Origin of the sequence: Brooklawnia cerclae (assembly GCF_011758645.1) — a bacterium.
Classification (GTDB): domain Bacteria; phylum Actinomycetota; class Actinomycetes; order Propionibacteriales; family Propionibacteriaceae; genus Brooklawnia; species Brooklawnia cerclae.
This window is the reverse complement of sequence record NZ_JAAMOZ010000001.1, coordinates 1,365,603-1,382,805: the sequence shown is the minus strand read 5'-3', so window position 1 is coordinate 1,382,805 and position 17,203 is coordinate 1,365,603. Positions and strand designations below refer to the sequence as shown.

Sequence of the window (17,203 nt, the reverse complement as noted above, 5' to 3'; positions counted from 1 at the left end):
CGGCAGCACCGTCGGACGAGTTCCTCGGCGGCACTTCCTCAGGAAGCCGATGCCGCCGAGGAGCCTTCGCGCTGATACGCCGACAGTCTGGTCAGGTCGGAGCCGAAGACCGACAGGAGCGGCACGACCCGCGATTCGTGAGCGCCCACCCGCCCGAGCGAGGCCCTCACGGGGCGGATGAAGATGCCCGACGGGCTGAGGTCGCTGACGTGGTAACTTTCTCCCTTGTCAAGGCGCATGAAAGCCTCATGGAAGTCGAAGGGGCGGCGCAGGATGTCGAAGAGCCCCTCTCGGCCGTCCCGCTGCTCCGGGCCCACCGAACACGTCATGTGCGTGATGGACGAGCCAGGTCCGTCCGGCTCCGGGCAGCAGGCGACGAACCCCGGGCGGATACGCTCCATGAGTACGTTGTGGAACGCGTAGGGAACCGACATCCTCTGAGCCAGCAATCCGTGGAGTCGGCAGAAATCCATGATCCGGTCGAGTGCCGGGCGCAGACCGCTGAAGACGACGGTGTCCTGTCCGACCCTGCCCGCGAACGATCCGGCGAACGGAACGAGACTGTCGGACTCCGAGTCGTCCTTGACGAAGACGCTCGCCATGCCCTGCCCGGGCTCCCCTCGCCTGTCCCCGAACTCGGAACGCAACAACGAGACCTGCAATGCGAGCATCTTGAACAGGGCGTCGGCCGACAGTCGCCCCGCGACCACGAGCGCCACGTATTCGCCCAGGGAAGTCCCGATGACGACGTCGGGCGTGTACCCCTTGAAGTCGAGCATCTCGGTCAAGGCCAGCTGAATGACAGGGATCGCGAAGTGGGTGTCCTCGATCGCCTCGAACGGATCGGACGCCCTCCTGTCCTTCGCGTAGATGACGGCGGCGAGCCTCGTCCGACGATGAACGCTCGCGAGAGCGTCGTACCGGTCGAAGACGGCCCTGAACGCCCGGTCGCCCTCGTAGAGCTCGCGTCCCATCTGGTAGTACTGGGAGCCCTGCCCCGCGTAGCAGAAGACGCGTTTCATCTCAGTCCTCTTCACACGCCAGACTGCCGAAGGCGAACAGGTTCTTCTGCCCGGGTCTCATGCGAAACCCGCAGAACGTCTCGCGCGAATCGATCTGCAGGTAGATGTTGGTCTTCATCGCCCGCTCGAAGGTGAGCCCGTTGGCCACGTGATAGCAGTGACCCGAGTAGAGCCGCGTGGACGGGTCGACGACCGACAGGATGCGACGAACGCTGTCGAAAAGTGCGCTTGCAGCCGCATGCGATTCGCAGATGCCGCATCCGTCGGGAAACAGGGTGTCACCCGTGAACAGGTTGTCCTCCCACAGGTAGCACGTGCTTCCACGCGTGTGACCGGGCGTGACCATGCACCCGATGTGCCCACGGCCGAGCGGCAGGCGCTCGCCGTCCCGGACGTAGCGATCCCCAGGTTCTCCGAACCCGCTCTGGTCGTGCTCCTCGCGTGACAGCACGACCGATGCGGCGGGGAAACGCTCGGAGAACCGCCTGACAAGGTTGATGTGATCGAGGTGGGAGTGTGTGACCAGGATGTAGCGCAGCACCACACCTTGTGCATCGAGGACGTCCATGATCTTCCCGTAGTCCCACGACGGATCGACGAGGGCAGCCTCACGGGCGTCCTCGTCCACGAGGAGATAGCAGTAGTTGATGAACCCTGCCCATCGCGTTTCGATCGGCACCACCTTCACGCCCATCCCACCGCCTCCTCCGCGTCCGCCAGAAGTTCGTCCAGATGACGGTTCAGGGCCCCTAGCCGCGGATAGGCGAACGACACCGCGAAGCGCTCCGAACAACAGGTCTCGCACGCGAACTGCGTGAGGTTCGAGAACTCGGCGTGGATCCTGCCGGGCACGGGCCACTCGAACCTCGAGATGTCGTAGGTGGACATGGGCGAGGTCAGACCGATGTTCGTCGCCTTCCCGACGCTCTCCTTCTGCGTCCACAGCACGAATGCGAAATGCTCCTCGGACAGGAGGCCTCGCGACGCAGCGAACCTGTCGAAATCCCCGGAGAGCGCCTGCCGCAAGGACGGGACTCTGTCGTCCACGAATCGTTCGACGTCGATCCCGAACGGCACCCCGGGGTCGGAGACCACGGCGCAGAGCAGACCATCGGTATGCGAGAGCGTCAGGCGGAACGCCGTGCCACTGTCGCGCAGCACCGGCTGGCCGAAGATCCCGGAGTCGATCGCGATATCGCGCGGATCGCCCTCCACCCCGGAGCCCCGTACCGCTGTCTTGGCGAGCAGCCGCCCGAGCAGGAAACTCGACTTCCGCCGGACGAGGGGGAGCTTCGCGTAACGCTCCAGTTCGGTGTGGTGCAGCCAGCGACCTGCGAGCTGATCCAGTCGTTCCTCCGGAAGATCGGATGTGCTCAGACAGCCGAACACCGCGCCGTGCTCGTCTCCACGGAAGCTCAGCGTGAACCTGGCTGTGGTCAGTCCGTCCAGTTGCGCCGGTCTCACGAGAGGGCGTTGCTCTCGATCCGCCTGTTCGCGGTTTGCCGGCGGCGCCACCTGTGCGACTCGACGTAGACGGCCTTGAAGGCGAAGATCGCCGTGGTCGACGCGAAGACGATCCTGAGCACGACGGGATTCCCGAGGATGAGCGCGATCACCGACGGGACCAGGATGAGTGCGCCCGCGATGCTCAGGATGTTCGTGTCCCTTCCCTTGAAATCGAAGAGTGCGTCCTTCCTGAACCCGTAGCCGTCACGCAGTGCCGCCATGATGCACACGACGAACAGGCCGAAGACGGCTTGGGCGAGCACGAATGCCCCCCATCTCGCATCACTTCCCGCCGTGAGGACGACGATGACGCAGGCAAGGAGCATCACGGCAGCGATCACCGGGACGACGACGCCGAGGGACTTCTCCAGAGACTTCATATCTCGTGATTCCTTTCAGCAGGATCGGTGCGTGGTGGCGAATTCCGACCGTCAGGCGGTCGCAGAGGCCGACCTCACGAGCTGGGCTTCCAGCTTCGCCTGGCGGCGGCTCTTCATGTTCCTGTTCATCATGTCGACGATCGTCTGGTTGACCATCGCCAAGCCGGGCTGGATGGTGGAGAGCAGGGAGAACCCGAGCATGATGGCGAGCACGATGCCGACCTGCTGGGCACGGGCCTCCGGATAGAAGTACTGCCCCCCGAACAGGGCGCTCGCCGCCGGGCCGACGAAGATACCCCGGTCCTCGAAAATGAGCACGAAACCCAGGGACACGACGAGCGCCGGGATCAGGGCGGCCACGGTGAGGAAGAAGGTCTCGAAGAAGATCATCGTGTACACCTGCGCCTTGCCGAATCCGATGGCCCTCATGGATCCGATCTCTTTCATGCGCTGATACAGGCTCATCTTCACCGAGGACTGCATCCCGAGCGCGATGATCAACAGGACGAAGACGATGAACGCTCCGAACACGGCCTTGATCATCGCGGGGGTGTTGTTGTAGAAGGTGTTGGCGTCCAGATAGGACTCGGCGTGCAGCACCGTACCGTCGGCCTGCAGCCGGTCCTCAAGCCCATCCGCGAACCCCTGAGCGTCAGACCTGTCCTTCAGGAAGACCAGCATGCTGTCGTACGAGCCGTCGGGCACCGCGTAGACCCGTCGCGCGGTCTCGTCGTCGAGGAAACCGTAGAGATTCTCGTAGAACGCACCATCGGTGTAGATACCGCAGACCGTGAAGCGGGTGTTGACGGTCTGTCCCGCGTCGGTGATCGTGGCGATGTCCACCTCGTCCCCCACCGTGAGCCCGAGGCTGGCGGCCTTGTCCTGGCTGATGACGACCTCGTCCGCATTCGCGTCCGGGAACCGGCCTTCGGCGAGCGAGAGCGACTTATTGTCGACGAGGAAGTCCCGATGCTCGGAGGTGAGGCTGTAGGTGAGGAACGTCGAATCGGTCGTCTGGATCGTCTCGATCACGGCATTGCGCCTGACGATGGGGAACGTGCGATCGACCTGGTCCTCGTTGTCGGTGAGCCAGCTCTCGACCGTCGTGAGAGCTTCCTGGTTCTCGCGCGCTTCGTCGGGGTGATAGGTGAGCGCCTCGTAGACATTGATGAACCGCTGGGGCGAGGACTTGTCGGATTCGGCGAGATCGTCCCACAGGACGATGACATGCCCCGCCTGCACATTGACGTAGTTCCTGAGGGTCTGACGCTCGACTCCGTTGAAGGCGAAGAACGCGATCAGGAGGATCGTCGAGCAGAGAAACACGGCCAGGGCGAGCAGGCTCGATTTCCTGATGGTCTTGCCGAGGTTGCGAAACGCGATCATGATGGCAGCCAGCATCTGCGTGCTCCAGTCCTATTCTTCGATGAGAGCCGCGGCGGGGTCTTTGGATGCGGCGTGGAACGAGGGCATCAACGTCGCCAGTGCCACGAAGAGCAGTATCAGCACTATTCCCGGTAGTCCGGCGAGCATGTCGTAGTCCAGCGCGAACGACTGCCCGACGACGGCGTCCGCAGGGGCGCCCACCGCGAAGGTGACCGAACTCAGCGGTATCCCGATCGCCGCGGCTACCACGTAGGCCACCAGGGCTCCGGTCACTGCCGCACCCAGGACTTCGGCCACGAAGATCGTCACGATCCTGCCTCGATCGAAGCCGATCGCCCGCAACGTGGCGATCTCGTGGGTGCGTTCGAGGCCGGCCACCGACACCATGTTCACGATGAGGATGCAGACGATCAGCAGGATGATGAGCAAGAAGATGTAGAAGACTCCCGTGTACGCGAGATTGATGGCACTGATGTAGCCACCCTGCGTGCTCCAGTCGGTGACGATCACGTCGCTGCCCATGGCTGCGTCGATGTCGTCGGCGAGGGCCGACGATTCGCCGGTGCTTTTCGCGAACGCGATCACCTCGCTGCTCGCTGTCTCGTCCAGACCCTTCAGATGTGCGGCGGCACCGTAGCTCAGGTAGCAGAGCTTGCCCTCGAATCCACCGAGGCTCTGGGCGTTTCCGATACCGGCGACGCGGGCTTCGAGGCTCGTGGGCTCCTCGTTCACGTCTTCCGAGATGAGCGTCACCGTGTCGCCGGCCACGATGTCGAGCTGCTTGGCGACGCTCGTGCTCAGGATCACTTCGTAGGCCCCACCGGACCCGAGATACGCTCCGGAATCCAGGACGAGGTTCTTCTCGTACTCGTGCATCCCCTCGTCGACCCCGATCGCGACCGACGGGATCTGGGCACCACTCGTGTCGCCGGAATCGAAGGCCACCGGGTCGAACCCTTCCTTGGCCACGAGCATGTTCGTCCGGATCAGGCGATATGCCGCCGCGTTGCGGTCGGAGTCGCGCGCGGCTTCCAGGGCTTGGTCGGTCTGGCCCGTGGTGAGGTGGTCGGGACTCCCCCAGTCGGCGCTCATGTCGATGACCGCGGTCGGCTCGTCCACGTCGGGCCGGATCTGAACGTGGCCCAACAGCGAGTTCACGATCGCCCCGTCCACCTTCTGCTGCGCAGAGGTCACCGCGGCATTCAGAAGGAGGTAGACGAGCACCGAGATGAAGACGAAGACCGCGATCGTCGCGGAACGGCGGACGTTGTTCTGGATGTTCCGCAGCGCGAGGACGAGGTATCTCATATCGTCACCTCCTTCCGGGCGCCCGTCTTCCCTCTCCTTTCCGCGGAGGCATCGGAGGAGAACAGGATCTGCTCGGCCCTGTCGCCCGGGTTGACCACCTCGTCGATGATCCTTCCGTCCTGGAGATGGATCAGGCGATCGGCTCGGCTCATCACCTTCGGGTCGTGGGTCGAGAACACGAAGGCGGTACCTTCCTCACGACTGATCGTGTGCATCAGGTTGATGATCTCGATACCGGTCTGGGTGTCGAGGTTGGCGGTCGGCTCATCGGCCAGGACCACTCTCGGCTTCGTCGCGAGGGCGCGCGCCACAGCAACCCTCTGGCGCTGCCCACCCGACAACTCGACCGGCTTGTTGCGCATGCGATCGGCGAGTCCCACCTTCTCGATGAAGAACCTCACCCGCTCACGCCGTTGCGCTGTGGAGATGTTCTTCTGGATGAGCAGCGGAAGCTCGATGTTCTCGAAGACATTGAGCGATGCGACCAGATTGAATGCCTGGAAGATGAAGCCGATCTTGTTCAGCCTGAGCGAATTGAGCTTGGACTGCGAGAGCCGATCGGTCTGCTCGCCGTCGATCTCCACGGATCCGCTCGTCGGGCTGTCGAGGCACCCGACGACGTTCAGGAGCGTGGACTTGCCGCTCCCCGACGACCCGCCGATCGCGAGGAACTCCCCGGCGTCGATGTCCAGCGTCACGTGGTCGAGTGCCGTGATGGTCGTCTTCCCCAGCGCATAGCGCTTCGTCACGTCCTGCACGGAGATCATGCGTTTTCCCCTGTCAGAATAGGTCGTTCGGCTCGTGGTCGAGAGTGCCCGGTCTGGATCGGCCGCGAATCGGCATCCAGACCGGGCGCGGTGGCTCCGGCCTCGCCGTAGAAGCTCGTCAGGTAGTCACAGGCGGCGTCCAGCAACGTCACCGCGATCGCGTCGACGTGACGCCCGCGCCAGTCCTCGAGTTCGGTGCCCCTCACCCACCGGTTGAACGCCCCGAGTGAGGGACCGCACTGGATCTGGTAGTCGAGACGCCAATCCGGGTCTCCCGATAGTGCGGCGAAGGTCGACATCATGAAGTACCACTTGAAGACGGCGACCATCTTCGCCTGCTGGTTCTCGTTGCACCGCTTGAGCGCTGCGGGAGACAGATGCCTGGTGACATCGTCGTAGACCGCGTCGATCGGGCGTTTGAAGTACTTGCTCTCGAGTTGCTTCCGCACGCCGCTGGGAATCGCCTCGAGGCTTTCGTACTGCCGATACAGCTCGTAGAGCTTGTTCGCCCTCGCCGGGAAGAACAGTCCCTTGCGCACGACCTGGATCTTCGATCCGAGTTCGAACATGTCGCCGGTGGCCGACAGCCTCGTGTCGTGGATGTCGACGCAGGCGAGCAGGTCCTTCACAGAGTCGGACGTTCCCGCTTCGACCGTGCACTGGTTGATCGATCCGGTGACGATGTAGTCGGCGCCGAGCAGGAAGGCGACGGCGACCGCTTCCGGGGCCCCGATGCCGCCAGCCGCCCCGACGAAGATGGACTCTGTGCCGAACCGCTCGCGCTCCAATTCCCTGACCTGCCGACGTATCGAGGGGTAGAGCACCTCGAGGATGCCACCGTCCGTGTGGCCGCCGGAGTTGCCCTCGACGGTGATGGCATCGGCGAGGGGGACGAGGAGGGCCAGCTCGCCCTGCTCCGCGGTGATGGCGCCGCTGTCCACCAACTGCCTGACCAGTCGTTCCTGCGGGGGCTGGGCGAACACCTGGGCGACATCCGGATGCGACAGCTTGGCCATGACACGGTTCCTGCGCTCGATGGCTCCCTGGCTGTCACGCGAGAGACCGGACGCGCGGTATCTCACCAGCGGTGCGGTGGCCGACATGAACGCTGACGCCTCCACGAGCCGCACGTCCTCGGCGAGAAGGAGATCGATGAACGCCTCCTCCTTGTCGGGAGCGGACGGGCTGGAGATGTAGTTGACCGCGAACGACTGACCCTCGGTGAGTTCGTTCGTGATCGCGCGGATGGCCGTGCGGACCTCGTCGAGGTCGACTCCCCCGGCCCCATAGACGCCGAGCATCCCGGCCCGTGCCATCGCCACCACCATCTCCGCCGAGGAGATTGCCTTGTACATCCCGCCCGCGACGTAGGGCAACGCCAGGCCGAAGGATGCCTTGAACGCGTTCGAGCCGAGGTTCTCCACCGTCCGGCCTCGGGCCCGGCCGGTCGACACGGGGAATGACGAGTCCCCGGAGTCTTCCGCCGTCACCTCGTCCGCCGACTCGAGCTCGATGGCCGGCAGCGGTTCGCATTGCGCGACGATCTTTCGCGTCAGCCCGTCGATGACGTTGCCCGGACCGACCTGCACGAAGGAGTCCACGCCACGGGCCATGAGATAGCGGATGGAGTCGACCCAGCGCACCGCGTTGGTGATCTGCTCGCTCAGCAACTCGGCAGGACGACGACTGCCGTACGACCTGGCCGTGTAGTTCGAGACGACCTCGGTCCGCATCGGCCCGAAGTGTGCCCGCGCCAGGTCGGCGTCGAAGTCGCTGCGGGCGTGGCTCATGTAACGGGAGTGGAACGGACCGCTGACGTTCAAGGGGATGCAGCGGCAATTCGCGACGTCTGCGAAACGCCGCTCGGCCACCGCCAGATCCGTCTTCTTTCCCGACAGGATCGTCTGGAGCGGGCCGTTCTGGTTCGCCACATCGATTCCGGTGAGGCCGAACTCCGTCAATCTGGCCTCCACGTCCTCGTGCGCGATGCCCAGCACGGCGAGCATGCCGCCGTCGGTGACCTCCGCCATCAACTCACCGCGCCGTTTCACAAGGCACAGGGCCGCCTCGAAATCCAAGGCACCCGCCGCGACGACGGCGTTGTACTCACCAAGGCTGTGGCCCGCGAGGAAATCCGGCTCCCGACCGGTCTGTTCCAGATGATCGAGATACATCAAATGGTTCACCACGAAAAGCGCGGGCTGCGTGTATGCGGTGTTGTTCAAGCGATTGTCGGGGTTTTCGGCACAGAGATGTTTGAGAGAATAACCCAGGATCTCATCGGCGTTCTCGACGAGTCCGGGGTGTTTATCGAATTGGTCCGCGCCCATCGTGACGAACTGCGAACCTTGTCCAGGAAACAGACAGGCCTTCATCTTCGACTCCTAGAGATATTGGGTTCTTCGAAGTGAGCGGGGGTGAAGAGACTTCGTCACCAAGATCTCCCCGGCCGGAAAATGACCGACAGAACTGGAGCTCGGTGCCGCAAAACTATGTCGATGGAGAGGTCTTGCCGCACACCAGAACCTAGCACCTCCGATCGGAGCGGATCCGGCCGGTGACCCGGAGCAAACCCTGAAATGCCGCGCAGTGGAAACACCTGGTTCGCGATCGATCCGATACGTCCGACAGGCTATCCACAGCCACGGACATCGCATGCGACCGTCACTCCTCACAATCAGTCGATCCTGCCTTGACCGAAGCCCCAAATGGGAAGTCTGTTCACCCGAATTTCACCGAAATAACATTTTCCTATTCAAGAAAATCGACGAAATGGCGGCACCGGCCATCAGCCGGTCGTCAGTCCGCCCTCCAACGGCGCGCCCTGCCAGGACTCCACCTCGGCGACCTGTTTCCACGGGCGGCCGCTCCCGAGCCACCCCTGTCGCTGCCAGTACGAGACATCCGACTCGTTCCAGCCCCACTTCTTGATGCTCCACCGGGACAGATGGAAGAAGAACTTCGTCCTCATGCTCACCTTCGGTGACCGCACGGCCGCGACGATGCGCGGGACGAGGTCGTCCGCCCTCCTGGTGAGCATGTCGCGGCGCTTGTCGGTCACCTTCGCCCACGAATCGGCCGCAACCGGCCCCGTGATGGCGAAGACACTGGATATCCCCAGGTCGGCGAAACACCTCGCGATATAACGCGCGGTCGTCCGATGTCCCTTGCCCGCCGAGAGGACGATCGACACGACGACCTTCGAGAACATGCTCGGGTGCGGTTTGTGCATCAGCTCCGAGTAGCTCAGATGGTCGAACACCGTCTTGAGTTGACCGGCGACACCACCCGCGTACACCGGGGAACACAGGACGATGAGATCAGCCGCGTGCAGCTTCTCCTCGATCGGTTCCATCGTGTCGACGTGCGGGCATCGCTCCCCTCCCTCGTTGAAACAGAGGTAGCACCCCGTGCAGAAATCCGGCGCCTCCCGGGGAAGCCGGATCTGTTCGATCTCCAGTTGCTCGGTCGCGGAAAGCATGTCGAGCAGCATCGTCGACACGTGATACGTGGATCCCCTCCGCGCCGTGGCATACACGACGACCACCTTCATCGATCGTCCCCTCGCTCGAAGCGACCGCTACACACCGAGCCGAGCCCCCTCGACGACGACGACTTTCACGAACATCGCCGCGGCCATCACGAAGAAAAGCACCCGACGCTGTTCGGGTTTGCGCAGGAACGCACCTGCGATCAATGCGAGTATCGTGACGGCTCCGCCCGCATAGCCGACGTACGAGACCGGGCTGTCGGCGGCGAACAGACCCGGAGACACCGAGGGGTCGGTGGTGGCCACCACCGAATCGATGTAATCGTCCCGGAAGACCGCTCCGAAACACACTGCCAGGCCGAGGACTCCGATGATCACCATCGACAGACCCCAGCGTTTGATGACGTCCCGCTTCGCGACATGCCAGGCGACGATGACGATGAGCAGCAGGATTCCGAGCGTCGTGATGGTAGCCATCGTGGTTCCGAACAACGACTCAATCATGAATGAATGCCTTTCCCTGTCTCGGGTTCTGATCTGTGGACGACGCGGCGTGCCGCGTGCGCAGCAGCGGTTTGTCGATCTTTCCGGTTGCGCTGCGGGGGACGTCGGCGAAGATCACACGGCGCGGCCGCTTGTACCGGGGGATGCCGGCGCAGAAGTCGACGATGCTCTCCTCGCAGAGTCCGACTCCTGGCCGTGCCTCGACGATCGCGACCGCGATCTCTCCCAGGCGCTCGTCGGGAAGCCCGATGACCGCGACGTCCTTGATACCGGGATGCGACGCCAGGAAACTCTCCACCTGGACGGGGTAGATGTTCTCGCCGCCGGTGATGATCACGTCCTTCTTGCGATCGACGAGCCACAAGAACCCGTCGGCATCCTGCCGGGCGACGTCACCGGTCAACAGCCACCCGTCCACCAGCACCTCGGCGGTGGCCTCGGGGTTCTTGTAGTAGCACGTCATGACCCCCGCACCCTTGACCGCGAGTTCGCCGCACTCGCCGGGTTCGACGTCGTTCATCTTCTCGTCGACCACCCGGGTCTGCCAGCCGTAGCCCGCTCGTCCGATCGCTCCGACATGATCGATGTTCTCGACGCCCAGGTGCACGCAACCCGGGCCTATCGCCTCGGAAAGGCCGTAGTTGGTGTCGTAGAGGTGGTCGGGGAAGACCTCTTTCCAACGGCGGATGAGGCTTTCGGGAACGGGTTGGGCACCGATGTGCATGATCCGCCAGCGACCCAGGTCGTAATCGGCCGGATCGAGTTCGCCTCGTTCGATCGCGAGCAGGATGTCCTGCGCCCACGGCACGAGAAGCCAGACGTTGGTGCAGCCCTCCTCGTCCACCGCCCGGAAGATGGTCTCCGGGCTCACTCCGCGCAGCAGCACGGCCTTTCCCCCCGTGATGAGGCTTCCGAACCAGTGCATCTTGGCGCCGGCGTGATAGAGCGGCGGGATGCACAGGAAGACGTCGTCGTGGGTCTGGCCGTGGTGCTTCTGCTCCACCACCGCGGAGTGGGACAAGGAGCGATGGGTGTGCAGGATGGCCTTCGGAAACCCCGTCGTCCCGCTCGAGAAATAGATGGCCGCGTCATCGTCGTCGCTGAGGGGTATCCCCGGATCCTCACCACAGACCAGCGAAGACAGTTGACGACAGTCCTCGGCGAACTCGGGACAGCCGTCGCCGACGAAGAAGAGGAGCCTTCCCTTGCGCAGGGTCGGCGCGATCAGCGCCAGACGGTCGACGAACTCGGGGCCGAAGACGAGCACCTCGACATCGGCGAGATCGACGCAGTACTCGATCTCGACGGCTGTGTAGCGGAAGTTGAGCGGAACGACGACAGCGCCGCTCTTGAGGACGCCGAAGTACATGGGCAGCCATTCGATCGAGTTCATCATGAGGATCCCGACCCGGTCACCCTTGGTGATGCCGCGGGAGATGAGCAGATTCGCGAAGCGGCTGGCAGCCTCGTCGAACGCCTTCCAGGTGATCTCCCGGCGGTAGGGGCCGAGGTTGTCGGAAAGGTCCACCGTGCTGTCCCGCCAGTCGGCGCGATGCTCCTCCTGCCTGTCGTGATTGATCTCGACGAGTGCCACCTCGCGCGGGTACGAGGAGGCGTTCTTCCTCAGGTGACCAATTATCGGCACCGTCGTTCCTCCTTGGTCGGTCGACGGCCACGTGCGCTCTGGGGCCTGGCCGCGATGCCTTTTCGGGAGATCAGCTCCATTTGAACCGTGTGGCCAGGAAGCCGAATATCCCCAGGTAGGCCAGTTGTGATACCAGAGCTTTGATCATCGTGTCGTCGAAGAGCGGCCCGCCGAGGATCGTCGTGCGCATGGCGACCTCGTTCTGGTTGAGCGGAAGATATTCGAGGACCGATGAAAGCCAGTCGGGCAGGGAGGCCAACGGGAAGAAGAGCCCCGAGAAGATGATGAAAAGGAATGTGAGCAACATGAAGACATTGCCCGCGACGGGAGCGGAAGGAAGGATGGCGGTGAGGGCATACCCGACCGTGAAGAAGACGAAGGAACCCAGCACCACCGACGAAGCGAGAACCAGCGGGTTTCCCTCGACGGTGACACCGAAGGAGATCATTCCCGCGATCATCAGCACGATGCACTGCACCAGCGTGATGAGCATCCGGTAGGTTGCCTCGCTCGCGAGGAAGGTGGATCTTCGCAGCGGCGTCGCGCCCAGTGTCTTCAGCGCCCCGGTGTCCTTGAGCGAGAGCAACCGCACACCCGCATTGATGTTGAGTTGCATGATCGTGATGGCGACCACGATCGAGATCTTTCCGGAGAAACCGTCGGAGCCCGAGACGAACCCGAAGACGAAGAGCACGACCAGCGGGAACACGATCGTCCAGATGATCTCCACACGGTCCCGGAAAAGCTCTTTGAAATTCGACTCCAAGAGTTTCAGGTAGCTTTTCACGCCTGTTCCACCTCTCTGCCGGTGAGCTTCAGGAACACGTCTTCCAAGGTGGCCTGATGAATCGCGACGTCCTGCATCTCGAGATCGTTGCGGGCATAGACGGAAGCCAGCCCCGAGATGAACGTCACCACGTTGTCGCAGTAGCAGACCATCGATCCGTCGACGATCTTGGTGTCGCCGAGTTGCGCGATCTCGGCCTCCACTTCGGGGCTGAATCCGGGTTGCCGCTCGAGCCGGACGACCGTCTCCGGGCAGTGGGTGGCGATGAGCTTCTCGGGGGTGTCCAAGGCGATCAGTCGTCCCTGATCCATGATCGCGACGCGGTCGCACAGCTTCTGGGCCTCGTCCATGAAATGGGTCGTCAGGAACACGGTGGTCTCACCGCTGCGGATGTCCTTGATCGAGTCCATGAGCAGCCGGCGGTTCTTCGGGTCGAGGCCCGCGGTGGGCTCGTCCATGAACAGGATCCCGCCGCGACCGATCATCGATGCCGCGATTCCCACGCGCTGGTTCTGGCCCCCCGAGAGCCGACTGACGCGCACGTCCGCTTTGTCGGTGAGGCCGACCCGCTCGATCACCTCCGAGACGGTGCGGGGGTTGTCGTAGAAGCTCGCGAACAGTTCCAGGGTCTCGCGGACCGTGAGGTTCTTGAACAACCGCACGTCCTGGAGTTGGACGCCGACACGCTGCTTGAGCAGGTCCTCCTGGGTGGAGGGGTCGAGACCAAGGACCGACACCGCACCCGCATCCCGCCGGCGGTTCCCCGTGAGGATCTCGATCGTCGTCGACTTCCCCGCGCCGTTGGGGCCGAGCAGCCCGAACACCTCCCCGCGGCGCACCTCGAAGCTGACCTCGTCGACCGCCATCAGGTTCCCGTACGCCTTGCGCAGGCCGGTGACCGTGATCACGTTGTCAACAGGTCGCCCCGGTCCGTCGTCCTCCCGCTCGTGCGCGAGCACTCGCGCTTCGTCCACCGCCGGCAATGCGGATCGCGCCATCTCTTTCACCCATTCTTCGTTCCCTAGTCGGTGTGCATCACTTTTCTCCCGGAGGTCTGCCAGGACGGCTCCGAGGCGTTCGGCCATCATCGGAAAACGGTTCGCGCAGGCCTCCACGACGTAGCCGGCAGCGAGATAGGAACCCTCGGGCTTGGCGAGCAGCAGAGAGCTGGTCTTCTCGAGTTGCGATGCGACGCTCGCGTCGGCCAGAAGAGCCCGGGCGGCGTCCATGATCTGGGTCGGGGTGACCTTCGTCGCGTCGAATCCCCTGCCGATTCCCAGCTTCTCGAGCTGGCGTGCGTTCGCCTGACGCTCGAACTGGTCGTAGAGGACGATCATCGGTTTCGCAGCCGCCAGTCCCATGTAGGTCGAGCCCAGGCCCCCATGGGTCACGAACAGGTCGGAGTGCGGAAGGACCGAGGTGAGGATGCCGTGCCCGCCGAAATCGGGCGGCTCGACCTCGTCGGTGAAAGCCAGCGTGTACATGCTTCGGTCGGGGTCGATCGCGGAGAAGAGCCCCGCGAAGTCGAGCATCCCCGTCGACCCGCCGGTGATCAGCACCTTCGTCTTGTCCGACCCGCTGAATCGGGTGAGCCACTCCGGCGTCCGGCCCGGAGCGAGGTGGACGAGCGGGCCGACGTAGCGGTAGTTCTCGGGCACGGATTTCATGGGGTAGAGCGCGTAGCTGTCGGACACGAGATAGAGGTCGGCCTCCGTTCCGAAGTCCTTGCACTGCGAGGCGGGGACGCCCAGTTTCATCGCCTTGTTGTAGATCGGTTGGTAGACCTTGTGCCGGGCCAGACGCACGAGCTGGCCGAGGTGCTCGATCTCGGCCTGTGTGCCGTGGAGGTCGTAGTTGACGGGCACGAAGTCGAACTCGTACGACGGAGCCTCGTTCGCCTGCGTCACCATGACGTCCAGGACGCCGCCGAGCCGCGCGATCACGCTCGCGGGATCCCTGAAGGCATCGCGTACGCACACGTCCGGTCGCCAGGACGCGAACGTCCTCGTCTCGGCCTCGAAGAGCTCGTCGAGCCGTACCGGATCGTCGTACCAGTGGATCCCGGTCGCATCGGCAGAGGCGAAGACCTCGTCGGCCGTGAGGTGATCGGTCTCGACGATCTCGAATCCCTCGTCACGGGCCATCTCCATGAACGGGCCCGAGCCCGAGAACGCGATCTCGAACTCGCGACGGTCACGAAGCCTCAGCGCAAGCGCCAGGACGCGGGCCACGTGCGAGCTGAAGGCCCCGTTCACCGCGCACAGAACACGTATCGGCCGGTCTTCTTCGCGTTCCACGTCACACCTCTCGTCCGTCGGATCGGGAACTGGAATCGGGCAGCGGGAGACCCTCGGCGTTCGCCCCGTCGAGGAACCTGTCGACGAGTTCGTTCACGAGCTCCGGATGGGTGACCAGCGGCAGATGCGAGGCGTCCTCGATGACGTATCTCTCGGAGTTCTTCAGGTACAGGGCCACGACCTCGGCCTCACGAGGATCGATGATCGTGTCGCGGGCACCCACGATCACCAGCGAGCGTTGCGTGACCGCGGGGAGGATCGACATGGTCTCGTGATGGGACACCGTGTCCCTGCCGAAGTACGTGCTCCACCGCAGGAACGCCCTCGTCTCGAGGCACTGGGCGTCCTGGAAGAACCTGTCGGCCTGCTCGCCATGGTCGACGACGGAGAAGTCGCGGGTCATCGCCTCGTCGATCCCCGTGACGTACTTCGTCGGGTCGTCGACCATTCCCATGTCGGCGTTCGGCGACATCAGTACGAGATTGGTCACCCGCCGCGGCGCCATCCAGGCCAGCGTGGTCGCGAGAAGGCTCCCCCACGAGACTCCCAGGATGTCGAACTCGTCGATCCCGAGTCGGTCGAGCGTGCCGAGGACGAACGATCCCAGGCTCTGGAGGGAGAGGTCGTCGATCACGGGGCTCAGCCCCACGCCCGGCATCGAGATGCAGACGATCTTCCTCTTCCCGGCCAGGGCTTCGATCTGGTAGGACGCGAAGGAGGGCGCCATCCCGATTCCCATGATCAGGAGCAGGGGCTTGCCCTGGCCTGCGAGATACGCCTCGGCATACTGACCCGCGGCGTTTCGGACGACGACGTGGAAGTACCTGAATCCACTCCAGCCGAGCGACTCCATGAGAGCCGCGTCGACCGACCTCATCTCCAGTTCGGGTATCGCGCCCCTCTTGAGGTCGCGCCAGAAGCCGACGACCCGCGAGCGGTCGAACACCGTCGAGGCGCTGAGCATCATGACGGGAGCCGGGCTCACCCGCACGCCGAAGTTCAGGGTGAGCCGCGTCGCGGGAGCCTGCGCGCCTGATCCCGCGGCCTTCGATACATCGCCCGTCAGGGCCGTGTCGACGGGTGCCGGATCCGGGGTGATCCGGATTTCGGGTGTCCCGCCCGATTCGCTGGCGCCACCGACCAGTTCACCGATCGTCGCGGCGAGCATGCCGACCGTCGGGTTGTCGAGGATGAGTGTCGGCTCGTTGTGGATCCCGAACGCCTCGTCGAGATCGGCGGTGAACTGGATGAGCCTGATCGAGTCGAGACCGTACGAGGAGAAGTCCTTGTCGTCCTCGATCTCCTCCAGGGGCACCTTCAGCAGGCCCGACAGCGCTGCCCTGATCGTCCCGGCCACCTCGGCGAGCCTGTCGCCGACAACGGCGGCGTCGGACGCGTCCTTCGGGGGTTCGTCGCCGCCGGTCGCCTCACCGGCGGCATCCAGCACGTAGTCGGTGAACCAGAACCGTCTCCGGTCGAAGGGGTAGGCGGGAGCGGAGATCTTCTCGACGGGCCCTTCGGCGACCGTCGAGAGGTCGGTCTCCAGGCCTGCGACCCATCTGCGCGCGAGCGCGCGAGTGGCCTCGAGCTCCGGGAGGACCTCGCTCGTGGGACGATCCCCGTGCGCGGCGGGTACGAGCGGTTCGGTGGCACCCTTCGCGGCACTACCGGCGAGATCGTAGGCACCCGGGTCGGCGAGGAAGTCGTCCATCTGCCCGAGCAGCCCGTCGACGTCGCGGAAGACGAACGCCACCCGTTCCCTGAACCGGGTGCGCCCGGTCTGGAACACCTGGCACAGCGCCGAGAGGAACCGGCCGAGGTCACGCGTCGGGGCCACAGGCGCGTCCTGGCCGGCGGACGCGATGCCGGCGATCTCGGCGAGGCTCATGCGCGGGGTCACCGGATCGAGACCGGTCGGACGGTCACGATCACCGAGGAGCGTGGCCAGCGCCTCGAGGTCTGTCCCGTAGTCCTCGAACGGGATCGACAGATCGAGATCGTCGACGGAGTCGAACCCGAGCAGGTCGGAGCAGCGGGCGAGGAACGCCTCATGATCCGCCGCGCCCTCCACCGCACTGTCCGCCCCCGAATCGACCCGGGCGTCTGCGACG

The 17,203-nt window shown here is 64.1% G+C and carries 14 protein-coding genes (1 of these 14 running past the window's edge); all 14 read right to left on the bottom strand.

Going from position 1 to position 17,203, the window contains the following annotated elements; genetic code table 11:
• Positions 1 to 38 precede the first annotated feature (38 nt).
• Positions 39 to 1,022 (bottom strand): acyltransferase domain-containing protein, encoded by a 984-nt coding sequence (locus FB473_RS06370; protein WP_167165701.1) that lies wholly within the window; start codon positions 1,020 to 1,022, stop codon positions 39 to 41.
• 1 nt (position 1,023) lies between these two features.
• Positions 1,024 to 1,716, bottom strand: coding sequence for an MBL fold metallo-hydrolase (locus tag FB473_RS06365; protein WP_167165699.1), 693 nt, complete (start codon positions 1,714 to 1,716; stop codon positions 1,024 to 1,026).
• On the bottom strand, positions 1,707 to 2,486 hold the full coding sequence (locus tag FB473_RS18435) for a 4'-phosphopantetheinyl transferase superfamily protein (RefSeq protein WP_167165697.1): 780 nt from the start codon (positions 2,484 to 2,486) through the stop codon (positions 1,707 to 1,709). Before FB473_RS18435 ends, FB473_RS06365 begins: the two co-directional genes overlap by 10 nt.
• Positions 2,483 to 2,908, bottom strand: a complete 426-nt coding sequence (locus FB473_RS06355; protein ID WP_167165695.1) for a hypothetical protein — start codon at positions 2,906 to 2,908, stop codon at positions 2,483 to 2,485. Before FB473_RS06355 ends, FB473_RS18435 begins: the two co-directional genes overlap by 4 nt.
• 51 nt (positions 2,909 to 2,959) lie before the next feature.
• The gene (locus FB473_RS06350; RefSeq protein WP_167165693.1) at positions 2,960 to 4,309 is read right to left on the bottom strand and encodes an ABC transporter permease; all 1,350 of its coding nucleotides are present in this window, start codon (positions 4,307 to 4,309) and stop codon (positions 2,960 to 2,962) included.
• A gap of 15 nt (positions 4,310 to 4,324) precedes the next feature.
• On the bottom strand, positions 4,325 to 5,602 hold the full coding sequence (locus FB473_RS06345) for an ABC transporter permease (protein ID WP_167165691.1): 1,278 nt from the start codon (positions 5,600 to 5,602) through the stop codon (positions 4,325 to 4,327).
• The gene (locus tag FB473_RS06340; RefSeq protein ID WP_167165689.1) at positions 5,599 to 6,369 is read right to left on the bottom strand and encodes an ABC transporter ATP-binding protein; all 771 of its coding nucleotides are present in this window, start codon (positions 6,367 to 6,369) and stop codon (positions 5,599 to 5,601) included. The genes FB473_RS06345 and FB473_RS06340 overlap by 4 nt, the downstream gene beginning before the upstream one ends.
• Positions 6,366 to 8,744, bottom strand: coding sequence for an ACP S-malonyltransferase (gene fabD, locus FB473_RS06335; RefSeq protein ID WP_167165686.1), 2,379 nt, complete (start codon positions 8,742 to 8,744; stop codon positions 6,366 to 6,368). Before fabD ends, FB473_RS06340 begins: the two co-directional genes overlap by 4 nt.
• A 413-nt stretch (positions 8,745 to 9,157) precedes the next feature.
• Complete coding sequence (locus FB473_RS06330) at positions 9,158 to 9,922, bottom strand: flavodoxin family protein (protein ID WP_167165684.1); 765 nt, start codon at positions 9,920 to 9,922, stop codon at positions 9,158 to 9,160.
• 27 nt (positions 9,923 to 9,949) lie between these two features.
• A complete protein-coding gene (locus tag FB473_RS06325) occupies positions 9,950 to 10,336 on the bottom strand; it encodes a hypothetical protein (RefSeq protein WP_167165682.1) in 387 nt (128 codons plus the stop codon).
• A gap of 19 nt (positions 10,337 to 10,355) precedes the next feature.
• Positions 10,356 to 12,008, bottom strand: coding sequence for an AMP-binding protein (locus tag FB473_RS06320; RefSeq protein WP_167165680.1), 1,653 nt, complete (start codon positions 12,006 to 12,008; stop codon positions 10,356 to 10,358).
• 70 nt (positions 12,009 to 12,078) lie between these two features.
• Positions 12,079 to 12,795, bottom strand: coding sequence for an ABC transporter permease (locus tag FB473_RS06315; RefSeq protein WP_167165678.1), 717 nt, complete (start codon positions 12,793 to 12,795; stop codon positions 12,079 to 12,081).
• A complete protein-coding gene (locus FB473_RS18430) occupies positions 12,792 to 15,092 on the bottom strand; it encodes an ATP-binding cassette domain-containing protein (RefSeq protein WP_167165676.1) in 2,301 nt (766 codons plus the stop codon). The genes FB473_RS06315 and FB473_RS18430 overlap by 4 nt, the downstream gene beginning before the upstream one ends.
• A 1-nt stretch (position 15,093) precedes the next feature.
• On the bottom strand, positions 15,094 to 17,203 hold the end of the coding sequence (locus FB473_RS06305; RefSeq protein ID WP_167165674.1) for an alpha/beta fold hydrolase. Its footprint extends 6,128 nt past the window's final position; 2,110 of the gene's 8,238 nt are visible here — the last part of the coding sequence; its start codon lies beyond the right edge, outside the window; the stop codon is at positions 15,094 to 15,096.

Excerpts from the sequence above, each read along its gene's own strand:
- FB473_RS06325 (WP_167165682.1), bottom strand. The coding sequence starts at position 10,336 with ATGGCTACCATCACGACGCTCGGAATCCTGCTGCTCATCGTCATCGTC.
- FB473_RS06330 (WP_167165684.1), bottom strand. The coding sequence starts at position 9,922 with ATGAAGGTGGTCGTCGTGTATGCCACGGCGCGGAGGGGATCCACGTAT.
- FB473_RS06370 (WP_167165701.1), bottom strand. The coding sequence starts at position 1,022 with ATGAAACGCGTCTTCTGCTACGCGGGGCAGGGCTCCCAGTACTACCAG.
- FB473_RS06350 (WP_167165693.1), bottom strand. The coding sequence starts at position 4,309 with ATGCTGGCTGCCATCATGATCGCGTTTCGCAACCTCGGCAAGACCATC.
- FB473_RS06355 (WP_167165695.1), bottom strand. The coding sequence starts at position 2,908 with ATGAAGTCTCTGGAGAAGTCCCTCGGCGTCGTCGTCCCGGTGATCGCT.
- fabD (WP_167165686.1), bottom strand. The coding sequence starts at position 8,744 with ATGAAGGCCTGTCTGTTTCCTGGACAAGGTTCGCAGTTCGTCACGATG.
- FB473_RS06345 (WP_167165691.1), bottom strand. The coding sequence starts at position 5,602 with ATGAGATACCTCGTCCTCGCGCTGCGGAACATCCAGAACAACGTCCGC.
- FB473_RS06365 (WP_167165699.1), bottom strand. The coding sequence starts at position 1,716 with ATGGGCGTGAAGGTGGTGCCGATCGAAACGCGATGGGCAGGGTTCATC.
- FB473_RS06340 (WP_167165689.1), bottom strand. The coding sequence starts at position 6,369 with ATGATCTCCGTGCAGGACGTGACGAAGCGCTATGCGCTGGGGAAGACG.